This window comes from Leptospira neocaledonica, assembly GCF_002812205.1.
GTDB classification, from domain to species: Bacteria; Spirochaetota; Leptospiria; order Leptospirales; family Leptospiraceae; genus Leptospira_B; species Leptospira_B neocaledonica.
The window spans coordinates 92,833-118,997 of record NZ_NPEA01000011.1 but is presented as its reverse complement, the minus strand read 5'-3'; the positions used below and the strand labels follow the sequence as shown (position 1 = coordinate 118,997).

At 41.2% G+C, this 26,165-nt stretch carries 22 protein-coding genes; 13 read left to right on the top strand and 9 right to left on the bottom strand.

All coding sequences use genetic code 11. The features are described 5' to 3' along the window. Positions 1–6: 6 nt before the first annotated feature. A complete protein-coding gene (locus tag CH365_RS18100; RefSeq protein ID WP_100769943.1) occupies positions 7–1,581 on the bottom strand; it encodes an FAD-dependent thymidylate synthase in 1,575 nt (524 codons plus the stop codon). A 152-nt stretch (positions 1,582–1,733) separates the two neighbouring features. Here CH365_RS18100 and CH365_RS18095 point away from each other — a divergent pair, with 152 nt between their 5' ends. Together CH365_RS18095 and CH365_RS18090 are read left to right on the top strand one after the other, a co-directional pair. Continuing rightward, complete coding sequence (locus CH365_RS18095; RefSeq protein ID WP_100769942.1) at positions 1,734–2,723, top strand: aldo/keto reductase; 990 nt, start codon at positions 1,734–1,736, stop codon at positions 2,721–2,723. A 3-nt stretch (positions 2,724–2,726) separates the two neighbouring features. Continuing rightward, positions 2,727–3,326, top strand: a complete 600-nt coding sequence (locus CH365_RS18090; protein WP_100769941.1) for a TetR/AcrR family transcriptional regulator — start codon at positions 2,727–2,729, stop codon at positions 3,324–3,326. Positions 3,327–3,424: 98 nt separating this feature from the next. Here the strand turns inward: CH365_RS18090 and CH365_RS18085 are convergent, their stop codons facing one another. The 4 genes from CH365_RS18085 to CH365_RS18070 all read right to left on the bottom strand — a co-directional run bounded on the left by CH365_RS18085 (position 3,425) and on the right by CH365_RS18070 (position 10,202). Continuing rightward, positions 3,425–6,712 (bottom strand): efflux RND transporter permease subunit, encoded by a 3,288-nt coding sequence (locus CH365_RS18085; protein WP_100769940.1) that lies wholly within the window; start codon positions 6,710–6,712, stop codon positions 3,425–3,427. Positions 6,713–6,838: 126 nt separating this feature from the next. Continuing rightward, positions 6,839–7,573 carry a class I SAM-dependent methyltransferase gene (locus tag CH365_RS18080; protein WP_100769939.1) on the bottom strand — a complete coding sequence of 245 codons (735 nt, stop codon included), beginning with the start codon at positions 7,571–7,573 and terminating at the stop codon, positions 6,839–6,841. Further along, positions 7,573–8,877 carry an adenylate/guanylate cyclase domain-containing protein gene (locus tag CH365_RS18075; RefSeq protein WP_100769938.1) on the bottom strand — a complete coding sequence of 435 codons (1,305 nt, stop codon included), beginning with the start codon at positions 8,875–8,877 and terminating at the stop codon, positions 7,573–7,575. The genes CH365_RS18080 and CH365_RS18075 overlap by 1 nt, the downstream gene beginning before the upstream one ends. Positions 8,878–8,918: 41 nt before the next feature. Continuing rightward, positions 8,919–10,202, bottom strand: a complete 1,284-nt coding sequence (locus tag CH365_RS18070) for an MptA/MptB family glycosyltransferase (protein WP_244283279.1) — start codon at positions 10,200–10,202, stop codon at positions 8,919–8,921. A gap of 170 nt (positions 10,203–10,372) precedes the next feature. Here CH365_RS18070 and CH365_RS18065 point away from each other — a divergent pair, with 170 nt between their 5' ends. From CH365_RS18065 to CH365_RS18050, 4 genes are all read left to right on the top strand, one after another. Next, positions 10,373–10,858, top strand: coding sequence for a DUF4395 domain-containing protein (locus CH365_RS18065; RefSeq protein ID WP_100769936.1), 486 nt, complete (start codon positions 10,373–10,375; stop codon positions 10,856–10,858). 104 nt (positions 10,859–10,962) lie between these two features. Continuing rightward, a complete protein-coding gene (locus tag CH365_RS18060; RefSeq protein ID WP_100769935.1) occupies positions 10,963–11,304 on the top strand; it encodes an arsenosugar biosynthesis-associated peroxidase-like protein in 342 nt (113 codons plus the stop codon). Positions 11,305–11,318: 14 nt separating this feature from the next. Further along, complete coding sequence (gene arsS / locus CH365_RS18055; RefSeq protein ID WP_100769934.1) at positions 11,319–12,362, top strand: arsenosugar biosynthesis radical SAM (seleno)protein ArsS; 1,044 nt, start codon at positions 11,319–11,321, stop codon at positions 12,360–12,362. Positions 12,363–12,520: 158 nt separating this feature from the next. Next, positions 12,521–13,051, top strand: coding sequence for an LIC20153 family lipoprotein (locus CH365_RS18050; protein ID WP_100769933.1), 531 nt, complete (start codon positions 12,521–12,523; stop codon positions 13,049–13,051). A 41-nt stretch (positions 13,052–13,092) separates the two neighbouring features. Here CH365_RS18050 and CH365_RS18045 read toward each other — a convergent pair whose 3' ends face one another. Next, positions 13,093–13,686 (bottom strand): TetR/AcrR family transcriptional regulator, encoded by a 594-nt coding sequence (locus CH365_RS18045; protein ID WP_100769974.1) that lies wholly within the window; start codon positions 13,684–13,686, stop codon positions 13,093–13,095. Between the two features lie 106 nt (positions 13,687–13,792). Here CH365_RS18045 and CH365_RS18040 point away from each other — a divergent pair, with 106 nt between their 5' ends. The 7 genes from CH365_RS18040 to CH365_RS18010 all read left to right on the top strand — a co-directional run bounded on the left by CH365_RS18040 (position 13,793) and on the right by CH365_RS18010 (position 22,517). Beyond that, on the top strand, positions 13,793–14,506 hold the full coding sequence (locus tag CH365_RS18040) for a nitroreductase (protein ID WP_100769932.1): 714 nt from the start codon (positions 13,793–13,795) through the stop codon (positions 14,504–14,506). A gap of 200 nt (positions 14,507–14,706) precedes the next feature. After that, positions 14,707–14,790: a K(+)-transporting ATPase subunit F gene (gene kdpF / locus CH365_RS18035; RefSeq protein ID WP_100769931.1), complete on the top strand. Its 84-nt coding sequence runs from the start codon at positions 14,707–14,709 to the stop codon at positions 14,788–14,790. A 9-nt stretch (positions 14,791–14,799) separates the two neighbouring features. Next, positions 14,800–16,479, top strand: coding sequence for a potassium-transporting ATPase subunit KdpA (gene kdpA / locus CH365_RS18030; RefSeq protein WP_100769930.1), 1,680 nt, complete (start codon positions 14,800–14,802; stop codon positions 16,477–16,479). A 13-nt stretch (positions 16,480–16,492) separates the two neighbouring features. Continuing rightward, a complete protein-coding gene (kdpB, locus tag CH365_RS18025) occupies positions 16,493–18,583 on the top strand; it encodes a potassium-transporting ATPase subunit KdpB (protein WP_100769929.1) in 2,091 nt (696 codons plus the stop codon). Further along, positions 18,580–19,149 carry a potassium-transporting ATPase subunit KdpC gene (gene kdpC, locus CH365_RS18020; protein WP_100769928.1) on the top strand — a complete coding sequence of 190 codons (570 nt, stop codon included), beginning with the start codon at positions 18,580–18,582 and terminating at the stop codon, positions 19,147–19,149. Before kdpB ends, kdpC begins: the two co-directional genes overlap by 4 nt. 10 nt (positions 19,150–19,159) lie before the next feature. Further along, positions 19,160–21,835 (top strand): sensor histidine kinase, encoded by a 2,676-nt coding sequence (locus CH365_RS18015; RefSeq protein WP_100769927.1) that lies wholly within the window; start codon positions 19,160–19,162, stop codon positions 21,833–21,835. 10 nt (positions 21,836–21,845) lie between these two features. Continuing rightward, positions 21,846–22,517, top strand: a complete 672-nt coding sequence (locus tag CH365_RS18010; RefSeq protein ID WP_100769926.1) for a response regulator — start codon at positions 21,846–21,848, stop codon at positions 22,515–22,517. A gap of 13 nt (positions 22,518–22,530) precedes the next feature. Here CH365_RS18010 and CH365_RS18005 read toward each other — a convergent pair whose 3' ends face one another. From CH365_RS18005 to CH365_RS17995, 3 genes are all read right to left on the bottom strand, one after another. Beyond that, positions 22,531–24,690, bottom strand: a complete 2,160-nt coding sequence (locus tag CH365_RS18005; protein WP_100769925.1) for a cation:proton antiporter domain-containing protein — start codon at positions 24,688–24,690, stop codon at positions 22,531–22,533. A 77-nt stretch (positions 24,691–24,767) separates the two neighbouring features. Beyond that, positions 24,768–25,628 carry a penicillin-binding transpeptidase domain-containing protein gene (locus tag CH365_RS18000; protein ID WP_100769924.1) on the bottom strand — a complete coding sequence of 287 codons (861 nt, stop codon included), beginning with the start codon at positions 25,626–25,628 and terminating at the stop codon, positions 24,768–24,770. Then, a complete protein-coding gene (locus CH365_RS17995; RefSeq protein ID WP_100769923.1) occupies positions 25,625–26,131 on the bottom strand; it encodes a hypothetical protein in 507 nt (168 codons plus the stop codon). The genes CH365_RS18000 and CH365_RS17995 overlap by 4 nt, the downstream gene beginning before the upstream one ends. Between the last annotated feature and the right edge of the window lie 34 nt (positions 26,132–26,165).

Sequence of the window (26,165 nt, the reverse complement as noted above, 5' to 3'; positions counted from 1 at the left end):
GAAAGACTAGAGAGTCCTATCATACTCGTCCAATTCTCTTTTCCAAACTTGAGTCCCGCAATAATGATCCCCTTCCGGGCAATAAGGTTTGATATCACCTTGCAAACGGATCCAGCAAGGTGCCTTGATCCATTTTGCAATCTCAGGTTGGACCTTTGTAAGATCCACAAGTTCATTGATAGAAGCCTGAAAAATTTCTTCCTGAGCATTATAGCAGGTTCTTGCTCTCCATTTATGATGAAGATTTAATAGATCCCCACTTTCATAAAAACGGACCGGGAATGCATTCGGAAGTAGATAAGAAGCATGTTCCGGAGATCCACCGGCTTCGATAAAACGGTTCAGGCTTTTGAAAATGCCGTCCATTCTTCTTCTATAAGTTTCTTCTAATTGAGGATATTTTAATACAACTTTAGGAACGATATAGTCCGGCATTCCCGTATACTGGCTCATAAGCACTGGGCGGGAGCCAGGCACCATTCTATGTCTTTGGTCTTGGCTATCCGCAGAATGAGAGATCCTTTTTTTGAAAGAATAATGTACATTGAACATCGCTCTGGAAAGAGGACTCATCGTAGTCTCGTTCAGAGTAGAAGTCAGATGTTTGTTTTTAGAAGGATCCATCACGAGTCGGATCGCTTCTTCGTCGTTTAGGGAATTTTTAGATAAACCTAAAACCGCACGAACAGAAGAAGCTAAAACCTCAGGACCATTGGAAGAATAGGAAACCAATCTAGAATAACGGTTATCCATATCTTCGTCGAATTCTCTTACGAAATTTTTAGCGGCTTCCGGTCTATATTCCAAAGAACCGTCTTGGTAGAAGTCTTTGAAAAATTTATATTCTGCAGTTTCTTCCAGAGGGATCGGATCATCCATTTCTTCCACATAAAGAGGATCGATCTCTTTTACTTTTTCGATCATCTCTTCCACCACATGGCGTTGTTCTTCCGGAGCATCGAAAGAATTCATTAAACGATGGTATCTATGTAGAGTGAGTCCGTTTACGGAATGGTATAAATAAGTGTAAGTTCCCAAAGGAAGAAGGTAACGTGCCACTTCCAGACATTTCTTCTTGATTGGCTGCTGCCATTTTTCTGGATAATTCGCACGGGCCTTATACACTAGGAAATATTCGTCCTGGATGAACGGATGTAGTAATTCCACGAATTCAAAATACGCGTTAGACGCAGATTCAACGGCTTCTAAATAGTATTCCTTCTGCTTATCTGAAAGATTCGGTGGAATATAATAATTTTCTTTTTTAACTTCTACGTATCTCTGGCTGACCTGCTCCGAGTTATAATACGGATGAGAATGTAAAAAGGACCAGACGAATTGACGAGACACCTTATCCAGGGTGAATATGAAATGAGGATGTTGTCTTGTGGTGAGGTGGCCCGCTTTTTTTGTGGATTTCGCCACCTTGTCCCTGATCTCCAGGGATTTTTCCGTACGGATCATATCCTCAGGAAGCAAAATTCCTTTAGAAGAATAGCAAGTCCGAGCAGACGCGATTGCTAGATTGAAAGGTTCTCTAGTCGCATCTAAAAGTTGAACAATCGGTTTTTGGTGGTCCATGGATTTGCTACTCCGGAACGCTAGAATGTTATTATGTCGGAAAGCGAAAAGCAAGAATTGTGGGAATTCCCACAAAAATCAGGACCAGAAAAGGCTTGCCATTTAGTTACAAATAATAAAAAATGTAAATTGTAACTAAATGGAGGTTTCGAATGAAACTGAGAAAATTAGGCAAAAACGGTCCTGAAGTTTCCCAAATCGGCTTGGGTTGTATGGGGATGTCAGACTTTTACGGAACAAAAGAGACCAGAAGTAGGGAAGAATCCATTGCGACCATCCATGAAGCCCTGGATTCCGGGATCAATTTCCTGAATACGGGAGACTTCTATGGAACCGGGCATAACGAACTTTTGATCTCGGAAGCATTGAAGGGAAGAAAAAGTAAGCCCTTGATCAGTGTAAAATTCGGAGGACTACGCAGTCCATCCGGGGCATTCATCGGATACGATTTTAGGCCCAACTCTGTGAAAAACTTTGCGGCACATTCTCTCACGAGGCTCGGTGTGGACGTGATCGATATTTATCAGGCTTCTCGGGTCGATCCAGAAATCCCAATCGAGGAAACTGTAGGTGCGATTGCAGATCTGATCAAGGAAGGATATGTACGTTACCTAGGACTTTCGGAAGCTTCTCCTGAAAATTTGAGAAGGGCTCATAAGGTACATCCAGTCACCGCTTTAGAAGTGGAATATTCTTTGGCAACTCGTGTGATTGAGAAGGAGCTCCTACAAACTGCAAGAGAACTTGGTATTGGAATTGTTCCGTACGGAATTGTGGGACGAGGACTTCTGACAGGAAAGATAGAAACCGCTTTGGGTGTTCCTGATTTTAGATCTAATTCTCCTCGTTTCCAGGGAAAAAACCTTGAAGCGAATTTGGAGCGTGTGAGTCTGCTTCAAGAGCTTGCAAAGAAGAAGGGCTGCACTACTGCACAACTTGCTATCGCTTGGGTGCTTCATAGAGGGGAAGATATTGTTCCTCTAATCGGTTCCACAAGAAGAGCAAGTCTGAGGGAAAATTTAGAAGCTCTTTCGGTCAGTTTAAGTCCGGAAGAATTGAAAACCTTGGACGAATCTTTTCCGGAAGGAGCCTTCCAAGGAGATAGATACCCTTCTCATTTGATGCAACTCGTCGTTAAATGAGAGATGCCTAAAACAGGTTTAAAGCCAGAAGAACTACAAGAAAAAGTGCTCGATGCCGCAGAGATTGAGATCAGAAGAAACGGTGTCGAGCGTTTGAAACTTACAGACGTGGCTAGAAATCTAAATCTTAGCCACGCTGCCTTATACAAACATTTTGCGGACAAAGAAGCGTTACTCGATTCCATTTCTAAAAGATGGTTGGATCGTATTGATATAGCTCTTGCAGAAGTTTCCTCGAAAACAAGTCCATTAGAAGAAAGAATTTTAGAGTGGCTCATGACTCTCCATAAAATGAAACGGGAGAAGGTCCTATCCGATCCAAGAATTTATACTGCATTCAATAATTCCGCAGAAAAGACAAGACCATTCGTTAAAAAACATATCCAAACAATGTATGAGCAACTTGAGGCTATGGTCCAAGAAGGAATACAAAAAGGATTATTTTTTTGTAATACTCCAAAAGAAGGCGCAAGGATCATTTTCGAAGGAACTGCCGCCTTTCATCACCCTCGTTTGGTCTTTGATAATATAGAAGAGGACCGGATCGATTTTTTAAAATCCGTTATGGAAACTCTTCTATCCGGTTTAAAGAATAAGAGATAGGGGCGGCTCCTCGCTCGCTCGCTCGGACCAGGCTACTACGGGCTTCGCTATCGCTCCGGTCCTTCGGACTTCCCCTGCGTATCCTTGCCGCAGGGCCCTTACTTTTTCTTCTTTAATCCGTTCTTGGAACGTTTTGATTTCGAATGTCCAACTTCTTCCGGTTCTTCTTGGAATTCTTCCGAATCCCAGGAGACTTCCTCAAGAGTTTCCGGAATTCTTTCTTGGGCCCTGGAAGCTTGGAACTCGGACTCTAATTTTCTTTTACGAGCTTCTTTTCTTCGTTCCTGGTCTTGGTAGATATTCAGTAGGAATTCCATTACGATTGGAAGAAGTACCCTGGAAAGAACTGTCGCAACAATTACTCCGAAAATCACCACGGTTGCCAAAGGTCTTTGTACTTCTGCCCCAGCCATTGTGGAGATTGCCATCGGAATAAATCCTACTGCAGCAATGATCTCTGTTGTCATTACCGGACGAAGTGAATGAAGTCCCGCAGTTAATACTGCCTTGGAGATAGTGATCCCTTTTTCTAATTCTTCTTTGAGAGTAGAGGCGTAGACCACGCCGTTTAATACTGCAATACCGCTTACCGCGATGAAACCAACACCTGCAGGAATACTAAAAGGAAGACCTCTAAGTACAAGGCCTATGATTCCTCCTGCAACTGCGAGTGGTACTACTATAAAAACTCCCGCTGCATAATAAATATTTCCGAATGCAGCGATTAACATTACGAAGATGATTGCGAGTGCGATTGGGACCACGAGCATCAATCGATTCTTCGCTCTTTGGAAGTTTTCGAACTGGCCGCCCCAGTCCGTTCTATAACCGTCGGGAAGATTTTTTTCGATGTCGGCAGTTACTTTCTGTGCTTCGTTTACGAAACCTACTAAGTCTCTTCCTCGTACGTTTGCTTCTACCATGATCCTACGTTTTAAGGATTCTCTATAAATTGCGGCGGGACCTTCTACAAATTCGATGGTTGCCACTTGGCCAAGAGGGACTGTAACTCCAGTCGAAGTCATGACGGGAATATTTTCGAGTTTGTCCAGATCCGAAACATCTAATTGTAAACGAACGACTAAGTCGAACCGTTTGAATCCTTCGAATACTTTTCCTGCCTTTCTTCCGATTCGTAACGATTCTACTGTGGTTAGAATTTCTTCTGCTGCCACGCCGTAACGTGCCATTTTTTGTCGGTCCGCTTTGATCTGAATTAAAGGAAGTCCTAAAACTCTTTGTACTCTTAAGTCAGCGGCACCCGGAACCTTTTTAATTTTATCAGCGAATTTTGCTGCAGTGTCCTTTAAAGTCTGAAGATCATCTCCGTAAATTTTGATCACTACGTCCGCTTTGGATCCGGAGAGGAGTGCATTTACCCTGTTTTCGATCGGTTGAGAAAGTGAGATCGTACTCGAAGGAACCGATTTTAAAATTGCATCCTTCATCTTGTCCATGAGTTCGTCTCGGGAAGAGGCGGTTGTCCATTCTTTAGGGGGAAGGAGTTTTACCATGGCCTCTCCTTCTTCCGTTCCGATCGGTTCCGCCGCGGATTCACCTCTACCCATTTTACTGACTACACTTGTGACTTCCGGGAATTGTGCGATTACCTTCTCCATTTCCATATTCGTATCTCTGGAATAATTGATGGAAGTAGAAGGAAGTCTTTTGATATCTATTGCGAATTCTCCCTCGTCGATACGTGGAAGGAACTCCGATCCTAAAGTAGATCCTAATATTAGAGAAACTGCAAATACTCCTAGGCCAGCTCTTAAGAATAATTTTTTGTTAGCCATACCAAAATCGAGGAGTCGCATATAAATTTCTTCTGCTCTATCCCAGAACTTGCTATGATGGAATATCGGTGTTTGGAATAGGATACTTGCCGCTGCAGGGAAGGTGGTGAGAGAGAATAGAAGCGCCATGGCCAAAGAGATTGCAACCGTCATCGCCATAGGTTTAAACATTCTACCTTCTACACCTTCTAAGGTCATGAGCGGTAGGTATACCAACAAGATAATTCCCACAGAGAAGGCTGCAGCTCTTGCCACTCTCACGCAGGAATCCGTGATGATCTGTTCTGCTGCGAGTTTTCTGTCTTCTTGGGAATTTTGTTGTTCGTAAAAGGCTTGTTTTAAGATAAAACCGTGAAGGACTGATTCCAACATTACGATGGTTCCATCCACCAAGAGTCCGAAGTCCAAGGCTCCGAGAGACATTAAGTTACCTACGATGCCGAACATTCTCATGAAGATTGTAGCTGCAAGCATAGGGATCGGAATCGATAAACTAACTAAGAGCGCACCTTTTACGGTTCCCAAGGCAAAAATCAAAACGATGATTACAAGTACTGCAGCTTCTGCCAAGTTCGTGAAGATGGTGCCTAATGTTCTTCCGATAAATTCAGAACGATCGTAGAATGTGACAATTTTCATTCCTTCAGGAAGTCTGGCCCTTAAGATTTCTACCTTTTCTTTGACCCTTTTTACTACTTCCAAAGAGTTTTGGCCCATGAGCATCATTGCAGTAGCGCCCACAACTTCTCCCTTGGCATCCTTGGTCATAAGTCCGAAACGAAGTGCCGGACCTGTTTCTACCGTAGCGATTTGTCCTAAAAGTAAGGGGACTCCGTCTCTTTCCGTTTGGACAGCTACGTTACGGATCTCATCCACGGTTTTGAACTGGCTTTCTCCACGGATTACGATTTGTTCCGCACCTTTGGAAATATAACCACCACCTGTGTTTTGGTTTGCGGTTTCCAGTTTATCACAAAGTTGGGATAATGTAATATTATGAACTGCTAATCTTTGTGGATCTATCTTGATCTGATACTGTCTTGCTTCTCCGCCTATGATGTTTACGTCGATAATCCCTTCGATGGATTTGATCTCTCTCGCAAGCTCCCATTCCATATAAGTTCTGAGTTCTTCCGGATTATGACGATCACTTGTGAGAACGAATTCGTAAATGTCCCCAAGACCAGTTGCGATAGGAGAAAGTTCCGGGCTTCCATATCCTTTGGGGATCACGGCCTCGGCCGCTCTCAACCTTTCGTTGATGAGCTGTCTTGCAAAATAAATATCAGTCCCATCCTTGAAAATAACGGTAACACTACTCACTCCCGTTCTGGAAATAGAACGGATCTCTGTTACGTGAGGAACGCCTGTAAGTTCCATCTCAATCGGGTAGGTGATAAACTGTTCCACCTCTACCGGAGAAAGACCCGGAGATTGGGTGACCACGGAAACCTGAACGTTTGTAATATCAGGAATCGCATCGATAGAAAGCTGATATGCGTTATAAAAACCTATAATGGTCACGCATGCAGTGAGTATCAGGATGAAAATCCTGTTCTTAATGGAGATACGTATCAGTTTATCTATCATGGAAGGGTTCCGGGCAAGGATACGTACAAATTCCCAGTCAGTCCGGACTTGTCGAATGGTTTTTGAGAAAAAGGACCTCTTAAAACAAACTCTAAAAAGGAACGGATGGAAAGAACAAGGGTCTAATCAAAGCTTTTCGAATAGTAAAAACTTCATCCCGTTTTTCTCATCTTTTCTTTTCAGTTCAAAATTTTTCTGAGATACTGTTCTGATCAAATCTTCTGCCGGAAGGATCAGTTTGTTATACGAACTGGAAGAAACTGTCCAAGCTCCGTTCGATTTTTCGTGAAATATATCCGTAACTTCTACTCTGTTTAGAGTGAACTGTAGCTGGCACGTAAAAATTCGAGATTCTTCGGAACGAACTACAAAAATACTTTTGTCTCCAACTTTGCCATAGCTTAAATCTCTATAACCTAAAATTAATTTACTTCCGGCGGAGAGAAAATTAGACCAAAGACTTACTGTAGATTCCCAATCTTTTTCGGATTCCAAATGAGTGATCGTATCCCCCATACATAAAAGGATTTCCGGAGATGGAGAAACTTCTTGGTATAAATCCCTGGATCTGATATCGGCGACCCTTGTACTAATCGTGGTATTCGGTTTTCTAACCTTGATCTCAGATAATAATTTTTGACTGAAATCAATCGCTAAAACTTGAAATCCTAATTCTTCCAAAGGAATAGATTGTATTCCACTTCCTGCTCCTAGATCCCAAGCGACTCCGTTTCCTTGCGGAGAAATTTCAAAGGATCTAAAAAATTCCAATTGGTCTTTTTCCTTGGCAGAAAGATCTCCCAGCATCCAGGAATATTTTTCGGCCAAAAAGTTTTCGTAATGTGATTCTGGAGACTGCATCAGGTTAATTTATAGATGAGGACTTCTTTCTCTCTTCCTTTAACTTTTACGGGAGGAAGGGACTCTGCTTCTAAATAATGTTTTACATGCTCGTAAACGGTATCGGTTGCCAAAATTTCACTGCCGAAGTCTTTATTTAGCTGTTCCACTCTTGAAGCAAGATTGACTGTATCTCCAATGATCGTATATTCTTTTCTTTGAGAGGAGCCTACACTTCCTGTCATTGCCTCTCCGAAGTGTAAACCGATTCCAATTTTAGTTTCAGGAATTTTTCCGGAAACATTCATCTCCATTACTTTTTTCTGAATTTCTAAAGAGGCAGAAACCGCATTTTTAGCGTCTTTTCCATTATCGGAAAGAGGGGCTCCGAATACTGCCATAAACCCGTCCCCTAAAAACTTGTTTATGATACCGTTATGTTTATTCACGATCTCAATCATATCTTCGAATAAAGTATTCAGATAAGAAATCACTTCTGCAGGACTTTTGTCTTCGGAAAATTTTGTAAAGTTGCGGATATCCAAGAACATCACGCATACATCTTTGTTTTCGGAAGCAGTATCCGTTTTTTGGCTCATAAGTTTGTCCACGACCGATGGAGAAACATATTGACCGAACATTCCTAAAATTTCGTTTCTTTCTTCCAAACGTTCGACTGAGTTTTTCAGGATTTTTTTGAGCCGAAGGCCGACGAGTCCAGCTACGATCCCTGAACCTAAAAATAATCCGGAACGCAAGTAAGTGGGAATCTTAGAATAGAAGAAGCTGTATGGGGATTCACCGCCTAAAGGAGAATCCGGAACAAAAAACAATCCGGTGATCAAATATTGAGTCGCTGCAATTGCTCCCGTAAAAAAGGAGAGTCCGAATTCCATTCTAAGTACGGAGAGTATTATAAAAATTATATATAAATTGGAAATGGGAGAATTTAAGGGAACTACAGGATGAGAATGTTTTTGGATCAAAATGAATAAAATGATTCCAGGGAGAGAAGTTTCTATCAACGCGTTCCCGAATCTAGGAAGAAGAGGAAGTTTAAATCCTTTTACTTTCAGATAATTTAATAATTTTAAAAACCCGAATTCGTAAACCGTGCCGAATGCGAGAGTGCCTATCAATACCTCAAAAGGAAATTCTATACCAGTGCTCTGGTTAAATTCCTTCTCTAAAAATATAAATAAGATACTCCAAGACAACCCGGCGAGTCCGAAAGCAGCGAGAAGGATCTTACTTCGGATCTGTTCGCTGACTAAGATCTCTTTTTCCAAGGTATTCGCAAGAGTTTCGAAATGTTTCGGGAGCATAGATGATTCCTAAGATGCGTGGAAGAACTTTCGAAGTATATTTAACTTCTTCCATGTTTAAGCAAGAGAAAATTTTCCAAGAAGAAGGTCCCAAGCACCAAGGAATATTCCAAAACCAGGACCCAATCCCTATCATAAAATGGAAAAGAAGAATACGTAGAATAAGATAAGATCCAGATCCCGGAAGCGACCGATGGCCATATCGTTTTTGTAAAAACGGAGGCGGCTAAAATCGGAAGGAAATACCAAGGATGTACGGTACTAGAAAACAAATAATAGATTCCGCATAGATGGATCCATACGATCAAAAGAAAAACGGTTTTATTGTTTGTTTGGATTTTGGAAATTCTGAAAGAATAAAAACAGATTGTAACAATACTTAAAATCCCAAGCACGATCCCTGTAGAATAGGGATACCAGGTAAGACGGATCAGATTTTTCAGAAGATAATAAAATCCTCCATGGAATTCGAATAATGTAAAATATACTCCGATCCCTTTTCTCCAATGTTCCTCTAAAATTTTAGCGCCCATTTCTGAGAATAAAAACCAAACCAGTACAGATCCGAAAACGAAAAGACTGACGCCGAAGAAGAGCAGAACCTTACGAGCAGTTGACCTTCTGCACCAATAAAAAAACAAAAAGGGCAGGGCTAATAAAGGGAGTATTTTGGTCAGTATAGAAGCCAGATAAAGTAAGGACGCCCCTAGGACTTTTCCTTTTTCCCAAGAGAGTATTCCTAAAAATAGAAAGAAGAATAAGATCGGCTCCGGATGACCGTTTCCAATTCCTTCCCAAAGGACGAGTGGATGGAGCCAGTATTTTAGAAAATTCCCGGAACCTTCTTCTTTTTTTCTCTTTGAAAATACATAAAGAATTCCTAATTCGAATAAAATTAAAATTCCTTTCCAGATCGAGATCGCCCAAAAAATGGAAAGTCCTCTTTTTAAGAAGAATACGGGAACCAAAAACAGCACTTGTAAGATTGGAGGATAAACAGAATAATATTTAGGTGAATTCATTTTGGAGAGTAGTTCCTTCTCCAAACCTTGGTTGAATCCCAAATTCACATGGATGGGAAGTTCCGAATAAGGGGACAAACCTTCCGAGACCAAAAGCCCATCCCATAAAAAACGAAACGTATCTTCCGACAAAAATACAGGAGTGAATAAGAACCAAACCCTGAGTAAGATCCCGGCCCAGATGCCGATCTTCTCTTTTCCTTCTGAAAAGAATTTTAGGAATAGATAGTAGAGACTGAGGCTAAAGAAGAATGTTCCGCAGAGTTGCCAGATATCGGTTCTTCCTAAAAATAGCGGAAACAATGCGAGAGGAAGGGCCCAAAAGAATAAAATTGTCGATATGCCTATATTTCCCCGCCAATTATTTGGACTCTGTACAATTATATTAACCATTTTGTTCAATATAGCGAAAATATTCTTGAATTCCCGGGAGTATTAGTCTAACTAGGCGAAAGGGCATTGGGCAAGAAAGAATGATTCGAATCGGTAATTTTCCAGACACTGTCAATGAATATGCGGCAAGGACCGTTGCGGGCCTGGTTGTCATCTTAAGTTTGGCCGCAATAATTACGCAATCGCTTTGGTTGGCAGGCGCACTTTTCTACGGATTTTCAGCCAGAGTATTGTATGGACCTAAGTTTTCTCCATTCGCAAAACTTGCCATCCATGGAATCGTACCGTTACTCGGTCTTGGATCCAAAACAGTGGCGGGTCCACCGAAAAGATTCGCTCAACTTGTAGGAGTAATCTTCAGCGGAACCGCATTTGCGCTCCTATACTTCGGACAAGTATCCGCATTCCAAGCGGTGCTTGGAATTTTAGTCCTCTTTGCAAGTTTAGAATCCATTTTAGGATTTTGTGCAGGTTGTTTTGTGTTCGGATTTCTGATACAATGGGGATGGATCCCGGAAGAAGTCTGCGAGAAATGTAATAACCTACAATTCGCCGTTAAAAAATAACTCCATAACCTTCCATAATCAGGTAGGCGTTTTTATTTTTTTAGAATAGTATTATATTCTTCTTTTTGAATGCGAAAAATTAATAAAAACGATGGAGGCCTTTCGTGGCACAGGAAACAACTTATTACAAACCGGAAGATCTGAAAAAATTCGGAAATATAGGAGAGTTCGAGCCTGATTTGGCAAAAAAATTCTTCGACTATTACGGATCGGTTTTTGCGGACGGAGCTTTATCAGCCAAAGAAAAATCTTTGATCGCACTTGCGGTTGCACATGTTGTACAATGTCCTTATTGTATAGACGCATATACCACAGACACCTTGGAAAAAGGCGCGACAGAAGAACAATTATGGGAAGCAATTCATGTAGGTGCGGCAATTCGCAGTGGATCAACCTTAGTTCATAGCGTACAAGCTCTTAATAAAGTTAAAGAACTCGGAGTATAAGGAATTTATAAAGTATGAAATCCCTATTAGCCAGAGGGAGCGAACTCGCTTCTTCCAAAGAACAATTGAAAATTCTTACGGAAGTTTCCGAAAAACTGAATCTACCTAGTTTTTCGGCTAAATTAAAAGAAGCGGGACTCTTTCCTTTGCGCCCAACCGGGGTGGATATACTACAAGTGAACGTGGGGAAACTCTGTAACCAGACCTGTAGGCATTGTCATGTGGATGCCGGTCCGGATCGCAGAGAGATCATGACTAGGGAGACCATGCAGGAATGCCTGGTTGCCTTAGCCACTCCAGGTGTAACTACTTTGGATATTACTGGGGGTGCACCCGAGATGAATCCTAATTTTAGATGGTTCGTAGAAGAAGCTTCTAAATTCGGAAAGAAGATCATGATTCGTTGCAATCTTACTATTCTTCTTGCGGGAGAAAAATATAGGGACCTTCCTGAATTTTTCGCAGAACACAAGGTAGAAGTAGTTTCTAGTCTTCCTTATTTTCAAAAAAGAAGAACGGACGCTCAAAGGGGAGAGGGAGTATTTGATCGTTCGATTGAAGCATTAAGAAAATTGAATTCTCTCGGATACGGAATCGCGAATTCCGGACTTGTATTAAATTTAGTTTATAATCCTGTGGGGGCCTTTCTTGCGGGAGGGCAATCCACTTTAGAGAACGACTTCAAAAAGGAATTAAAACAAGTTCATGATGTTCAATTCAATTCCTTATTCGCTCTTACTAATATGCCTATCAGTCGTTTTCTGGAATCCTTACTCGAAAACGGTAATATAGATGCCTACTTGGAAAAACTCGTGACCGCTTTTAATCCGGTGGCCGCGACGGGCGTTATGTGCCGTAATACATTAAGTGTTGGTTGGGACGGAAGCCTATACGATTGTGATTTTAACCAAATGTTGGATATGAAAATAGAAGGTACGGTAAGCAAAATTTCTGAATTTAATAAATCCGTATTAGATTCCAGAGAAATTTTATTACACCAACATTGTTACGGATGCACTGCGGGAGCGGGTTCTTCCTGCGGAGGTTCCATCGCTTAAGAAAAAAGCACAGAAAACCTGACTTTTTTCCAGATACAAAGCCAGATTGACAGAATTATCTATCAATTTATAGTTTTTTCTAATTAATGAGATTGAAACTCAGACCTATTCTTGAAAAACGAGTATTAAGAACGACTGTTCTGTGGAGACAAACTCAAATGAAACAAAAAGCGATATGGCTATTATTGGCGCTTTTACTTTCAGCTTCTCTCGTTAATTGTAAAGAAGATGATGGTGGTGACCTAACAAATCTGGCACTCTTAAACTCACTTGGTGGAGGGGGAGATTGTTTAGTTGCTTTCCCTGGAAAAGCTGCAGTAGGTGTGAACCGTACAAGAGCAACTAAAGGTGGCGGACCAATTCCGATTGTTTGGGGAAGTGTTCCTTTTGTAAACCACCCGATGGCTATTGTGGAAGTTAAAAACGCCGTAGATAATGATACTGTTGTATTTACCAATATCAACGTGGCGGAACTTAATGCTGGTGAGCCGGTTGCATACACAAACGGAACAAATGACTATGATTGCCCATTGGCTGAAGACGAGGTAATCGATGCAGACACTGCTTTCGATCCATCGGGAGGCGGACCATACACATGGACAAATAACTCTGCTCCTGGAACCTACTATTTCTTACTTTATATCGTAGGAACTTCTCATCCAAGCAACGCGACTGTCGAATATAACTGATCAGTAACCTTTTTTCCCTCCGCTTTTTGGGTGGAGGGAATTCACTTCTTCCCAGAACTTTTAATAATTGCATCCACCATCTCTGGTAAATCGTCTAACGCGGAAATTTTTCCGGTCAATTTCCAAATCTGTAATACTCCTTCATAAGAAGCGAATATTTTTCGAGCCAGGGATTGAGTGTCCGCATTCTTAGGAATCTGTCCTTTCTTTTGCCTTTCTTTTAAGTAGATAGCTAAAAAGTCCACAGTCCTAATCGCCAATCTTTTGACTTCCTCTGAGATAGAAGGAGAAGTAGACGCAATTTGAGCGGCTGTGTTCGCCATAGGGCAGCCTGCGAACTCGCTATTTCTGGTCTGCCTTCTGAGTATATGCGTCCAGGCTTGTATAAAGTCCCGAGCATTCTCCGATCTGGATTGAAGTTTCTCCAATAGGACAAGTTGTTCTTTTCCGTAAAATTCTATATACGCCTTTCCTAATAGGTCCTTGGAAGGATAATAATCGTAAAAGCTGGCCTTTGCGGTCTGGGATTCTTGGATGATCTGATTGATCCCGGTATTTGCATAACCTTGGGTTTGGAAAAGCCTGACTGCGGTTTCCAAAATCCTGTCTTTTACCCCTTTTTCTTTGGTTGACATTTTTTTCTTCCTGGGATCGAATAACAGACAGACTTGTCTGTTCGGGACCTTCTTCTTCCAAAAAGCCCGAATTTTCATAAAATGCAAGTCTAAATCGGAGGTTTATATGTCTTCTTTATCTTCTGAAACCGAGTCCATCGATATTTCAGGAATTGCTTCCAGCGTAGAGGATGCGATTTTTACCCGCCACAGTATCAGAGACTATCTTTCCAAACCTGTGGAAGATTCTGTCTTACAGGAATTATTCTCCAAGTCCCTTCGTGCCCCGAGCTGGAAAAACAGCCAACCTTGGAAGGTGCATGTGGTAAGCGGTCCAAAAAGAGATAGAATGGCGGAGCTACTACAAGAAAGGGCAAAACAATCAGAGACTCCTGTTCCTGATACGATTTGGCCCACAGGCTTTCCTGCAGATGCAAAACGTAGAATGTTTGATCTTGGTATGAAAATTTACGGTGCTGCCGGGATTGAAAGAAAGGATAAGGAAGCCAGGGATAAGTTCATGCTTCGGAACTTCGAGTTTTTCGGAGCTCCTACAGCGGTTTTTATCACTACGGAATTTGAACTCAATTTTTATATCGCGTTGGATATCGGCTGCTTTTTGAATACTATCATGCTTCTTGCCAGAAGTTACGGTTTGGGAACGGTTCCTCAGGCGGCACTTTCTGCTTTTCCAGAAGTGGTCCGAAAAGAACTGAGTCTGGCAGAATCTGAAAAAGTAGTCTGCGGTTTAAGTTTAGGTTATCCTAAACCCGATTCCGTATTAAATAAATTTCATACACCCAGAGAAGAAGTTTCCGATATAGTAAAATTCTATAAATAGAATATTTCGGACGGGAGCACACTGAGATCACGGAGTTATTGGCCCTTCGTGAACTCCGTGGCCTCTGTGCGAACTCTCCATATCTTAACGCAAAATTAACACGTTTCTTTGTTCCTCTCATGCGGGTTCGCATTGACGAATTCCAAAAAACCGGTTAGGTTTTTGGAATAGACGGAAAAATTTCCGCCTGGGAGGAATTCTTGTCTTATACATTTCTTATCATCTTAGTCGTCGCATTATGCGGTTATCTCTCCTTCTCCATTATAAAACCGGAAAAATTTTAGGAGATAACAATGAACGGAAACGACTCGATCTTTTTCTTTTTATATTTTGCGGTTTTATTTCTCGTCTCTCCCTTTCTCGGAATTTATATAGCGGATGTTCTAAAGGGAGAAGTTTCCAAACGATTTATAGTCCTTTCTAAATTCGAGTCCTTTCTATATAAGATTTCCGGCATTAAGGAAGATCGGAACTCGAATTGGAAAACATATCTATTCGATATTGGGACTTTTACCATTTTAAGTTTGGTCCTGGTCGTACTTGGGCTTCATTTTCAGGATCTTCTCCCCGGAAATCCGGAAGGTAAGTCTGGAGTTTCTTGGGATTTAGCTTGGAATACTTCCGTTAGTTTTGTGACGAATACGAACTGGCAGGCTTATTCCGGAGAAGTTTCTCTCTCTTATTTAAGCCAAATGTTACTCTTAGGGGTGCAAAATTTTGTAAGTGCGGGGACTGGAATTGTCGTACTCGCAGCCATGGCGAGGGGAATGATCTCTAAAACAAGTGAGTCTTCCGGGATCGGGAACTTCTATGTAGATCTAACCAGAAGTATATTATATATTCTTTTACCGATTTCTATCTTAGTAGCATTCGTTTTGGTCTCCCAAGGTGTGGTCATGGATTTTTCAAAATACGTGGATTCTATTGGGTTAGAAGGTCATTCCGTAAAAATTCCACTTGGACCCGCAGCTTCTCAGATTGCGATCAAACAATTGGGAACGAACGGGGGAGGATTTTTCGGCGTAAACTCCGCTCATCCTTTCGAAAATCCAACTGTTTTTTCTAACTGGCTGGAGTGTATTTTGATCCTACTTCTTCCGGGAGCATTACCTTTTGCTTATGGAAGATGGGTCGGTTCTTGGAAGGCAGGTCTTTCTATCTTTTTGGGAATGACTCTCCTTTTTTGTTTCAGTCTTTCCATATCTCTTTGGTCAGAAGGCAATTTTGCTGGAAATTGGGAAGGTAAGGAAACCAGATTTGGAGTGGCTCAAAGTGTTCTTTGGGGAATGGCAACTACAGCAGCGTCTAACGGTTCCGTAAATGCGATGCATGATAGTTTTTCTCCTCTTGCTGGAGGATTTGCAGTTTGGAATATTCTTCTGGGAGAAGTTGTATTCGGAGGAGTGGGTGTTGGTTTGGTAGGAATGCTATTCTATGTAGTCCTTACAGTATTTATCGCAGGACTCATGGTGGGACGTACTCCTGAATATTTAGGAAAGAAGATTGAATCAAAAGAAGTAAAACTTGCACTTGTCGGTGTTTTGGTTCCTGGACTTTGTATCCTTGTATTTACTGCGTTTTCACTTCTTTATGAATCCGCTCTTTCTTCGAGGGCGAATTTGGGTCCTCATGGTTTGACTGAAATTCTATATACATTTGCTTCCGCTTCCGGAAACAACGGATCCGCGTTTGCAGGTTTGAATGCAAACACTCCCTTCTATAATCTATCCCTTTCTTTCTGTATGTTAGTGGGGCGGTTTGCAGTTATCATTCCTGCTTTGGGACTAGGAGGAGCCTTGTTCGGTAAAAAAATCGCTCCAAAGGGAGAAGGTACGTTCTCTACGGAAAGTCCGTTGTTCGTGTTACTTCTTCTTTCCGTGATCTTCTTGGTAGGAGCTCTAACATTCCTGCCTGTTTTGGTTTTAGGGCCTGGAAGCGAGCATATTCTTTTGCATTCCGGCTCGAAATTTTAAGGTTTAGAATTTTATGAAAAACAAAAAGTCTTCTTTTTTCCAGGACCCAAAGTCATTGTTTAAAGCAATCTTGGATTCCTTTGTAAAATTGGATCCAAGAGTCCAATGGAAAAATCCAGTAATGTTCATTGTGTACATAGGAGCAATATTAAGTTCTTATGATTTGATTTTTCATCCTGTTAATCTAAGTTTCGGTCTTCAAATTTCCATTTGGTTATGGGCTACGGTCTTATTCGCAAATTTTGCGGAAGCATTGGCGGAAGGTAGAGGAAAAGCAAAGGCTGAGTCTTTGAAAAAAACAAGAAAGGAATCCAAAGCGAATAAATTAAACGGAAGCTCCGTTCTCATAATTCCTGCTTCCGAATTAAGGACGGGAGACAAGGTGGTTTGCCAAGCGGGAGATTTGATCCCAGGTGATGGAGAGGTGGTGGATGGTATCGCTTCTGTGGATGAATCCGCAATCACAGGAGAATCCGCTCCAGTAATCCGAGAATCCGGAGGAGATAGGTCTGCCGTTACCGGAGGCACAAAAGTTTTAAGTGATAAGATCGTAGTCCAGATCACAACCGATCCCGGAAAAACTTTTATAGATAAAATGATTTCTCTTGTAGAAGGAGCTTCCAGGCAGAAGACTCCGAATGAGATTGCACTCTCCATTCTTCTTTCCGCATTATCTTTGGTCTTTTTAGTCGCGATCACATCACTCGTTCCTGCGGTATTCTATAGCCAAAGAGAAGGAGGAGGGAATCTCGGACTTTCAGGTTCTTTTCCTGCGTTAGTCGGTCTTCTTGTATGTTTGATACCCACTACCATCGGCGGATTATTATCAGCGATCGGTATCAGCGGTATGGACAGACTCATGAGAAGAAATGTAATTGCAAAATCCGGAAGAGCGATTGAAGCAGCGGGAGATATTGACGTTCTGTTATTAGACAAAACAGGAACGATTACTTTGGGAAATAGAATGGCTACCCGATTTGTTCCTGCTCCAGGAATTTCAGAAAAAAATTTGGCTGATGCAGCTCAACTTGCTTCTCTTTCAGACGAAACTCCAGAAGGAAGATCCATCGTAGTCTTAGCGAAAGAAAAATTCGATCTACGAGGAAGAAACTTATCCGAGTTAGGCGGGAAGTTTGTTCCATTCACCGCGAAAAGTAAAATGAGCGGAGTAGATTTTGATCCAGATCCGGAAGGAAAAACAAGACCGATGATCCGAAAAGGGGCCTCGGAATCTATTCGAAATCATATTACCGGTTTAGGTGGAGAATTTCCGAAAGAAATTTTGGATATAGTAGATGAGATTGCAAGAGAAGGAGGAACTCCGCTAGTAGTATCAGAGGGAAGGGAAATTTTAGGAGTTATCCATCTAAAAGATATAGTAAAAGGCGGGATCAAGGAAAGATTCGCAAGGCTCAGGCAAATGGGGATCAGAACTGTGATGATCACCGGCGACAATCCATTAACTGCGGCAGCGATCGCCGCAGAAGCGGGAGTGGATGACTTTATCGCAGAAGCAACACCCGAAACAAAACTAAAACGGATTCGAGAAGAGCAATCCGGTGGAAAACTCGTGGCTATGATAGGCGACGGGACAAATGACGCACCTGCCTTGGCACAAGCTGATGTAGGTGTTGCGATGAATACTGGAACTCAAACTGCAAGAGAAGCCGGGAATATGATCGATCTGGATAGTAATCCCACCAAGCTTATCGAGATTGTGGAAATCGGAAAACAACTTTTGATGACAAGGGGTTCTTTGACAACCTTCAGTATTGCAAACGATGTTTCTAAGTATTTTGTCATCTTACCTGCTATGTTTGCCGGATTGTTTCCTATAGGTGGAATAGGTGCTTTATCTATCTTGAATATTCTAGGTTTTGCAAGTCCTGAATCCGCAGTTTTAAGCGCTGTGATCTTTAATGCTTTGATCCTGGTTTTTTTAGTCCCTCTTGCATTAAAGGGGGTAAGCTATAGGCCGGCAGGTGCGGATTCCGTTTTGGCTCGAAATGTTTTTATCTATGGATTTGGAGGACTCATTCTTCCCTTTTTCGGGATCAAAGGAATAGATCTGGTTTTAAGTTTTGCTAAAGGAGTATTCGGATGATACGCGCAATTATTCAATTGGGACTTTGGACTTTCGTTTGCGGAATCTTTTATCCTGCGATCGTATATGGATTTGCTAAATTTTCTTTTCCTAAAGTAAGTTCAGGTTCTCTTGTAGCAGTAGATGGAAAAATAATCGGTTCAGAGTTACTTGCCCAGTCTTTTGATTCTCCGAAATATTTTCATTCCAGGCCTTCTGCAATAGGATATGATACTTCTTCTTCCGGTGCTTCTAATCTTGGGCCAACGAACGTTCAACTTTCGAAAAAGGAGGAAGAAAGACGAATCTATTGGGCAACAAGAGGTGGAGCTGAGCCGGTACCTTCTGAACTTTTGTATTCTTCCGGAAGTGGATTAGATCCCCATTTGAGTCCTGAGGCAGTGAAATATCAAATTCCTTTAGTTGCAAAGGTAAAAGGAATTTCGGAGGAAAAATTAGATCGATTGGTGGAAGATTCTATAGAAGCCCCTGAATGGGGACTATTCGGCTCACCTAAGGTCAATATTTTGAAATTGAACCTGAAATTGAGATCTGTATACTTGGAAGAGAATATTCTAAAAAAATAAAGTACATAGAGTGAGACCCGCAGAAGAAAATCGACCGGATCCGGACGAATTACTTTCCCGGATCGGAGGGGAAGGAAGTAAAACCAGAGGAAAATTGAAAATTTTCTTCGGCATGGCCGCAGGTGTAGGCAAAACTTTCGAGATGCTTAGAGATGCTCAAAAGGCAAAGTCAGAAGGAGTTGATGTCTGGATCGGTTATTTAGAAACTCATAATAGAAAGGAAACCGAAGCTCAGGCAGAAGGTCTTTCTATCATTCCCAGAAAAAGATCCAAATATAAATCTGTGGATCTGGAAGAAATGGATATAGATGCCATTTTGGAAAAAAAACCTGATCTGGTTTTGGTAGATGAACTTGCTCATACAAATGTTCCCGGATCCAGGCATCCAAAACGGTACCAGGATGTTTTGGAAATTTTGGATCAAGGGATAAACGTTTATTCTACCTTGAACGTGCAACATTTGGAAAGTAGAGCAGGGATCGTGGAGGAAATTTCAGGCGCTCCCGTTTCGGAAAGAGTCCCCGATTCTATTTTAGAAATTGCAGATGAAGTGGAATTGATCGATCTAGTTCCCGATGATCTGATCAAACGTCTGAAGGAAGGAAAAGTTTACCCTTCCGATAAGGTTCCTCAGGCTCTACATTCTTTTTTTAAGATACCAAATCTGACTGCTCTTAGAGAGCTTTCTTTAAATTTTACCTCCAAATTGGTAGACAGAGAACTTTCTCGATTGGAGCCGACTAAGGATTCTAAACTGTCGGATAAAATTTTGGTGGCAGTATCTTCTTCTTCGCAAGCAGCTAATCTGATACGTTACGCGAAACGAATTGCATTCGGATTAAAATGCCCTTGGGCCGCAGTACATGTGGACAATGGAGAAGTTCTATCATCGGATCAGAAGAATCTCTTAAGGGAGAACTTGGGCCTTGCTAGAGAATTAGGAGCTGAGATTCTGAATTTTTCAGACAGAGATCCTGTATTTGGTATTTTAAGAGCAATCAATCGAACCAAGGCTACACATATTGTTATAGGAAGAAGTAGTAAATCTAAACTTTCCAGGATTTTGAGGGGAGGTTCTTTTGTAGATAAACTGAGCGAGCTGCCAGGAGATTTTCAGATACTTCTTGCACCGACCGAAATTGTTAAAGAGAAGCCTAAATTCAGATTCGGATTTTTTACCAAGGGGACCAGATCTAAACCGATCCAGTATTTTTTTTCATTTTTGGCATTACTTGGAATCACTTCCTTTAACCTTTTATTAAATATTTTTGCGGGTTATTGGTCCATTGGCTTAGTATATCTATTTTTTATAATGTTTGTGGCCCTATTTGCGGGTAGGGGACCTGTTTTAATCACCGCTTCTTTGAGCGCGATCTTTTGGAACTTTTTATTCATCCCTCCTAAATTCACATTCTATATCGAAAAAGTGGAAGATTGGATGATGTTTGGAACTTATTTCATATTGGCCTTAGTCTTGGGAGCACTTACGACAAGATTAAGAGATAGAGAAGAAGCGTTACAAACCGGAGAAGAGGCACTTTCCGGTCTTTATAGGCTTTCCGTTGCATTATCTAAAACTCATAGTTTAGACGAAATTGCATCCGTTGCAGTGGAAACGATTGGGGATACGTTCCAGTCTTCCGTATTAATCTTACTTGCTGATGAGGATTCTTTACTTTCTCGCACACCACATCCTAAAAGCGGTTTTAAACCCGACCTGAAAGAATCCGCTCTTGCTGCTTGGACTTTCCAAAATAGAAAACCTTCTGGAAAAGATACGGATACTGTTCCTTTGTCCAAAGGTCTATATCTTCCGTTACTCACTCCAGGTGGTTGTTTTGGAGTGATAGGATTAGATAGAGAACATAAGGATAGTTTGGAATTGGAAGAAGAAACTCTTCTCTTCTCAATGCTAAATCAAATTGCTTTGTCCTTAGAAAGGATACAGCTACTTGGAATTCGTGCGAACGCTAAGATGGTAGAAGAATCTGAAAAATTCTATTCGGCATTATTCAATTCAGTCAGTCATGATTTTAGAACCCCTTTGACTGTGATCCGAGCATCTTTGGATCTGCTAGAAGCAGGAAACGGAAAAAATGAAAAGGAGAAGTTCGACTTATTCTCAGAGATCCGTATCGCTTATAAAAAGTTAGACAGGTTGGTCGGGGATTTACTGGACATGTCTAGATTAGAATCCGGAAGATTGATGTTGGATCTACAATGGGAAGATCCCTTGGATCTAATAAATGAAACTGTACGGATAGCGGAATATGAAAAGGGAGAACATATTTTGTCTGTTGAGTCGGATGAAAGTATGCCTCTAGTCAGGATGGACAGAAGGTTGATGATCCAAGTTTTAATCCATCTATTACAAAATGCATTTTTACATACCGAAAAAAATAGCGTAGTATTAGTTAGAGCAAGTGTGCCTAAGGATCATCTTCTATTAACGGTAGAGGATAATGGACCTGGAATTCCCGTTGGACAAGAAGATAAAATTTTCGAAAAATTTACTAAGGTTTCGGGTTCTGTACAAGGAACAGGTTTAGGACTTTCTATTTGCAAGGGACTTGTAGAAGCCCAAGGCGGAAAGATTTGGGCAGAGAACAGGCAAGAGGGCGGCGCCAGGTTTCTAATTCGGATACCTGTGCTAACTTTCCCACCTTTGGAGGACGCTATTGTCTAGTCCCATCATCATGATCATAGATGATGAGATCCAGATTCGTCGCTTGGTAAGAGTAGCTCTCGAAAAAGAAGGATACAAGGTAGAAGAAGCCGTCTCCGTTGACGATGCATTATCAAAAGTTTATATGGTTCGTCCCGATTCTATTATTTTGGATCTGGGTTTGCCAGAAAAGGGTGGGGAAGAATTCCTCAAAAAGATCAGAGAATCGGGCTCAAAAATTCCAATATTAGTTTTAAGTGTTAGAGATTCGGAAAAAGATAAAATTTTCCTATTGGATAGTGGGGCAGACGATTATCTTACTAAACCTTTCGGGATTGGGGAATTACTTGCAAGGATCAGAGTATTGTTGAGACATTCTTCTCCTGAAAAAACGGATGTTAAAGTAAAGATCGGACTTTTGGAGTTGGATTTTGGAACTAGAAAAGTTTTGAAAGAAGGAAAAGAAGTTCGACTTACACCTACAGAGTATTCTTTCCTAAAATTACTTGCCACTTATCCTGGAAAGATTGTGACCCAAACTCAGATCTTAAAAGAACTCTGGGGTCCGAACCAAATGGCGGAATCCGGTTATTTGAGAGTGTATGTAAATCAGATTCGCAAGAAGATAGAAAAAGATCCGAGTAATCCTAAAATTCTGATCACTGAACCTGGAGTGGGATATTTTTTGAAATCAGAAGAATGATATTTTTTTAATATTACTCTTTATATCGGACCAAAAAAAGACCGGAGCCGTCTGAAAGTTCCCAATTCCTAAACTCGGTCTCTTCTTCCCAGGTTTCGAGATCGCAGATCACTAAGTCCGCTTCGGAAAGTACCTGAGGATTTTCTCCCTTTAAGATAGTGATCTTTTCTTTTTTGAGAAGATTTCTTTCTTTTTGAGAAAATTGAGGGACTTTACCTTTTGGATCCCAGATAGATAGTTTAGCCCCAATTTTTTTTGCCATAGTTAGAGCGAAACCTAACAGTTTCACATCCTTGTCTGAGTAAACCGCTAAAATAAAACGATCTAATTCCTTTAATTTTTCTGCGACCAATATCCCCGCATTTGTTTCGGATTCAGATAGGAGTGTTCTGATCTTTCCTCCCAATACATCGTCGCTAAATAAGGATTTGGCTCCTCCAGTCAGAAATATATTATAATTTCCTGATTGGATTGTTTTTAAAATATCCCTTGTGACATTATCAGAAGGTTTGTATAAGGTTTTTAGTTTTATTCCGAGTTCTTTAGAAAGTTTGAATAAAGGTTCGAAACTTTTTTTCTCATACTTTTGAGCGGTTTTTCCGGAAATCCAAGAATCAGGAGTAAGGTGAAGCGCTGTAACTTCTTTTGTTCTGTTTCCGTTTTGGAATAATCCTGAGGCGAGTCTTAATAGATCCACTCCTCTGGAGTGTAATGCGAATGCGAGTAGTATACCTTCTTCTCTTTTGTCTTTGACTCCGGCAAAGATTTTTTCTATAAGATTCAAACTTGGTCCGGTCATATAGGTTGTAACCAATGCCATTAGGACCATCATAGAGAATATCTGAGAGGATAATACCCCGATATCGTAACCGATATTGAGGACGATCAATTCCATGAGTCCTCTGGTATTCATAAGTGCGCCTAAGGACAATGAATCTTTCCAGTTATTTCCGGATGCTTTTGCAGCAATTGTACTCCCCGCGAATTTTCCTACAATAGCAACCATAAGTACCATTACAAAATCAAACCACAAATTGCCTTGGTTCAATAGGCCGATCTGGGTCCTGATTCCGGTTAACGCGAAGAATAATGGAAGAAAGATCGCCGTACTTAAATCTTCTACCTTTTCCGCCAAAAGTGTTCTTAGTTTAGGTTTGTCGGGCATGACAACCCCGGCTAAAAACGCTCCAAATAATGCATGTATACCGATGGATTCTGTGATCCAAGCGGATGCGATCGGAAAGAGAAGGAACAAAGCCACCGCCATTTTGGTGAATGCTTCTCTATTTGTGAAGATACCTCCCGCTCTATGCATTGCAGGCTGTACTATTTTCCACATTATAATGACGTAAATGATCGCAAGGATTATGGTGAATAACGCGGCAAGAAGTCCGCCTGATTGTACAAGAGCTATCACTACTGCAAGTAAACACCAGGCAGTCAAATCATCGGAAGCAGCACAGGTGAGTGCAAGTCCTCCGAGTTTTGTTTTGGTTAATCCTCTTTCTTGGACAATCCGAGCAAGTACAGGAAAGGCAGTGATACTCATTCCTATCCCCATAAACAAGGAGAAGGAAAGAAATGTGACCTCTGGCGGTGCTAATGTTTTGTAAATGGAAAGTGCTAAGATTGCTCCCATTAAGAATGGAAGAAGAATGCTTGCATGCGAAATCAGTATAGCCGAGTCAGCTTGGTTTCGGAGTATCTTAAGATCCAATTCCATTCCGACTACAAACATGAAAAATACCAGACCGATCTGGCTTAATAGTTGTAGAGAACTTAAGGAAACTTTTGGGAATAAGAATTGATACTGTTCAGGGAATAATAACCCAAACAAAGAAGGGCCTAAGAGTATACCAGCAAGAATCTCGCCCACTACGAATGGTTGTCTTACAAGAACTGCAAGTTTGCCCATTACTCGAGTGGCTGCGATTACAACTCCGATTTGTAATAATAGAAGTGGAAGAGGTTCATGAAAACCTTTCCAGAGTTTTGCTCCCGCTTTTTTCCAAACATCTATAGTGTCTTCAGTGGACTCGACCGAGGTTGAAGAACTAACTTCGACAGTGGTAACTTTTCCTACCTCTAATGACTTACCTTGTTTCGCTACGAAAATAAAGGCGCCGAAAGAGAGTAATAATAGGGTTATATAGAAAATCGCGTTTCGTTTCATCCTTAGAATCGGAAACCCTCGGAATGTTGGAGTTCCTCCATACTATAAAAATGGAAAGAATGAGAAAAGAATAATACTTAGTTAGATTGGTAGAAATATTTTTCCCAAAAGCCTTTTTCTCTCAGATATTCCATACCGAATTTTGCGGCCTCTAAGGGAGATAAGGTTTCCGATTCGCTTTCTATTCTGGATAAGAATAGATAGGATCTTTTTGGGCCTTTCCAAAAAAACCAATACCAAGAGACGGATCTTCCTTGCGCATAACCTGTTGCTGAATCAGAATAAAAACCAGAATAATTCCCGAAGTTTCCATCCAATTTATGGGTGCCTGTGGGATTTTTGATCTCACCAGGATTTCTTTCTAGGCCTTCTAATACCGAGTTTAGATTTTTCTTTCTGACTCCTAATTCTCCGTTGAATAATTTCCATAAGAATAAGTAAAATTCTTCAGCGGTCCATGAATAGCCTCCGTCCATCCAGAAGGATCTAGAAGGTTCGAAAGGGACCGATGCTGGAAGTCCAACAGAGTGCAGCCAAGGTTTAAGTTTGGTAGTTCCTGTATCCGTCCAGATTTTTTGGAAGTACCAGACTGTGGAATTTTCCAGAGAAGTTCGGAGATTCTGTTCCTTCTGCCATCTGATATACGGAAATTTAGTTTTGTCCCAAGGGAAATATCCATTAGGATCTTTTAATGTTCCTAGTTCCAAGGCTGCCAAGGCGAGCACAGGTTGGAATACATACATGGAAGGGGAGTTTTTTTTGCAGTTATCTTCTCCCACTTGGACAAGTGTACCTTCTTCCATTTCGGCTAAGAATAGGCAGACTTTTCTGTCGGAGAGATTCAGTTCTTCTTTTTGGATACTCGGTGATTCTGTTCCTGTTTTTACGGAGCAGGAAAGAAGAAGGACCGCAAAAGAAAAGCCGACAATTCGCCTCATAAAAACCAGGCGTAGATGGTAAGATAGGAAACGAATAAGAAAAGTGGAATGTAGAACATTAGGAAAATTTTTCCGATCTTTCTCCAGTCGGTTACTGTGTATTTACGCACGAATTCGATCATTTCTTCCTGGTTCATGGAGTAAAGTTCACTGGAATCATTCCAACCGAAAATGTTTCCCGCAAGTCTTCCTATAATCTCATCTTTATGAGCTTGGATCGTTTCCCAGGCTTCTTCCTTTTCGGAAACGTTAGAGGAGAGTAATTGGAGAAAAATTTTAGGCACCAAAAATATTCTGCCAATCATTAGACTTGAAGTTCTTGTGAATAATCCGAAGAAGAACATCGCCGAGAAAAGTGGATTTTCTCTCTTGAGCCCGAATACGATCCCTAGGCTGACCACGTAAGCTCCGTATCCAATATATAATCCGGCGAGTTCGAATCTTCGATTCGTCTTTTTCTCTTTTAAAAATTCTTCGTACAGTTGAGAGGATACAGTTTTCATTCTTATATCGATCCGAGTTCGGACTTTCCGAAAA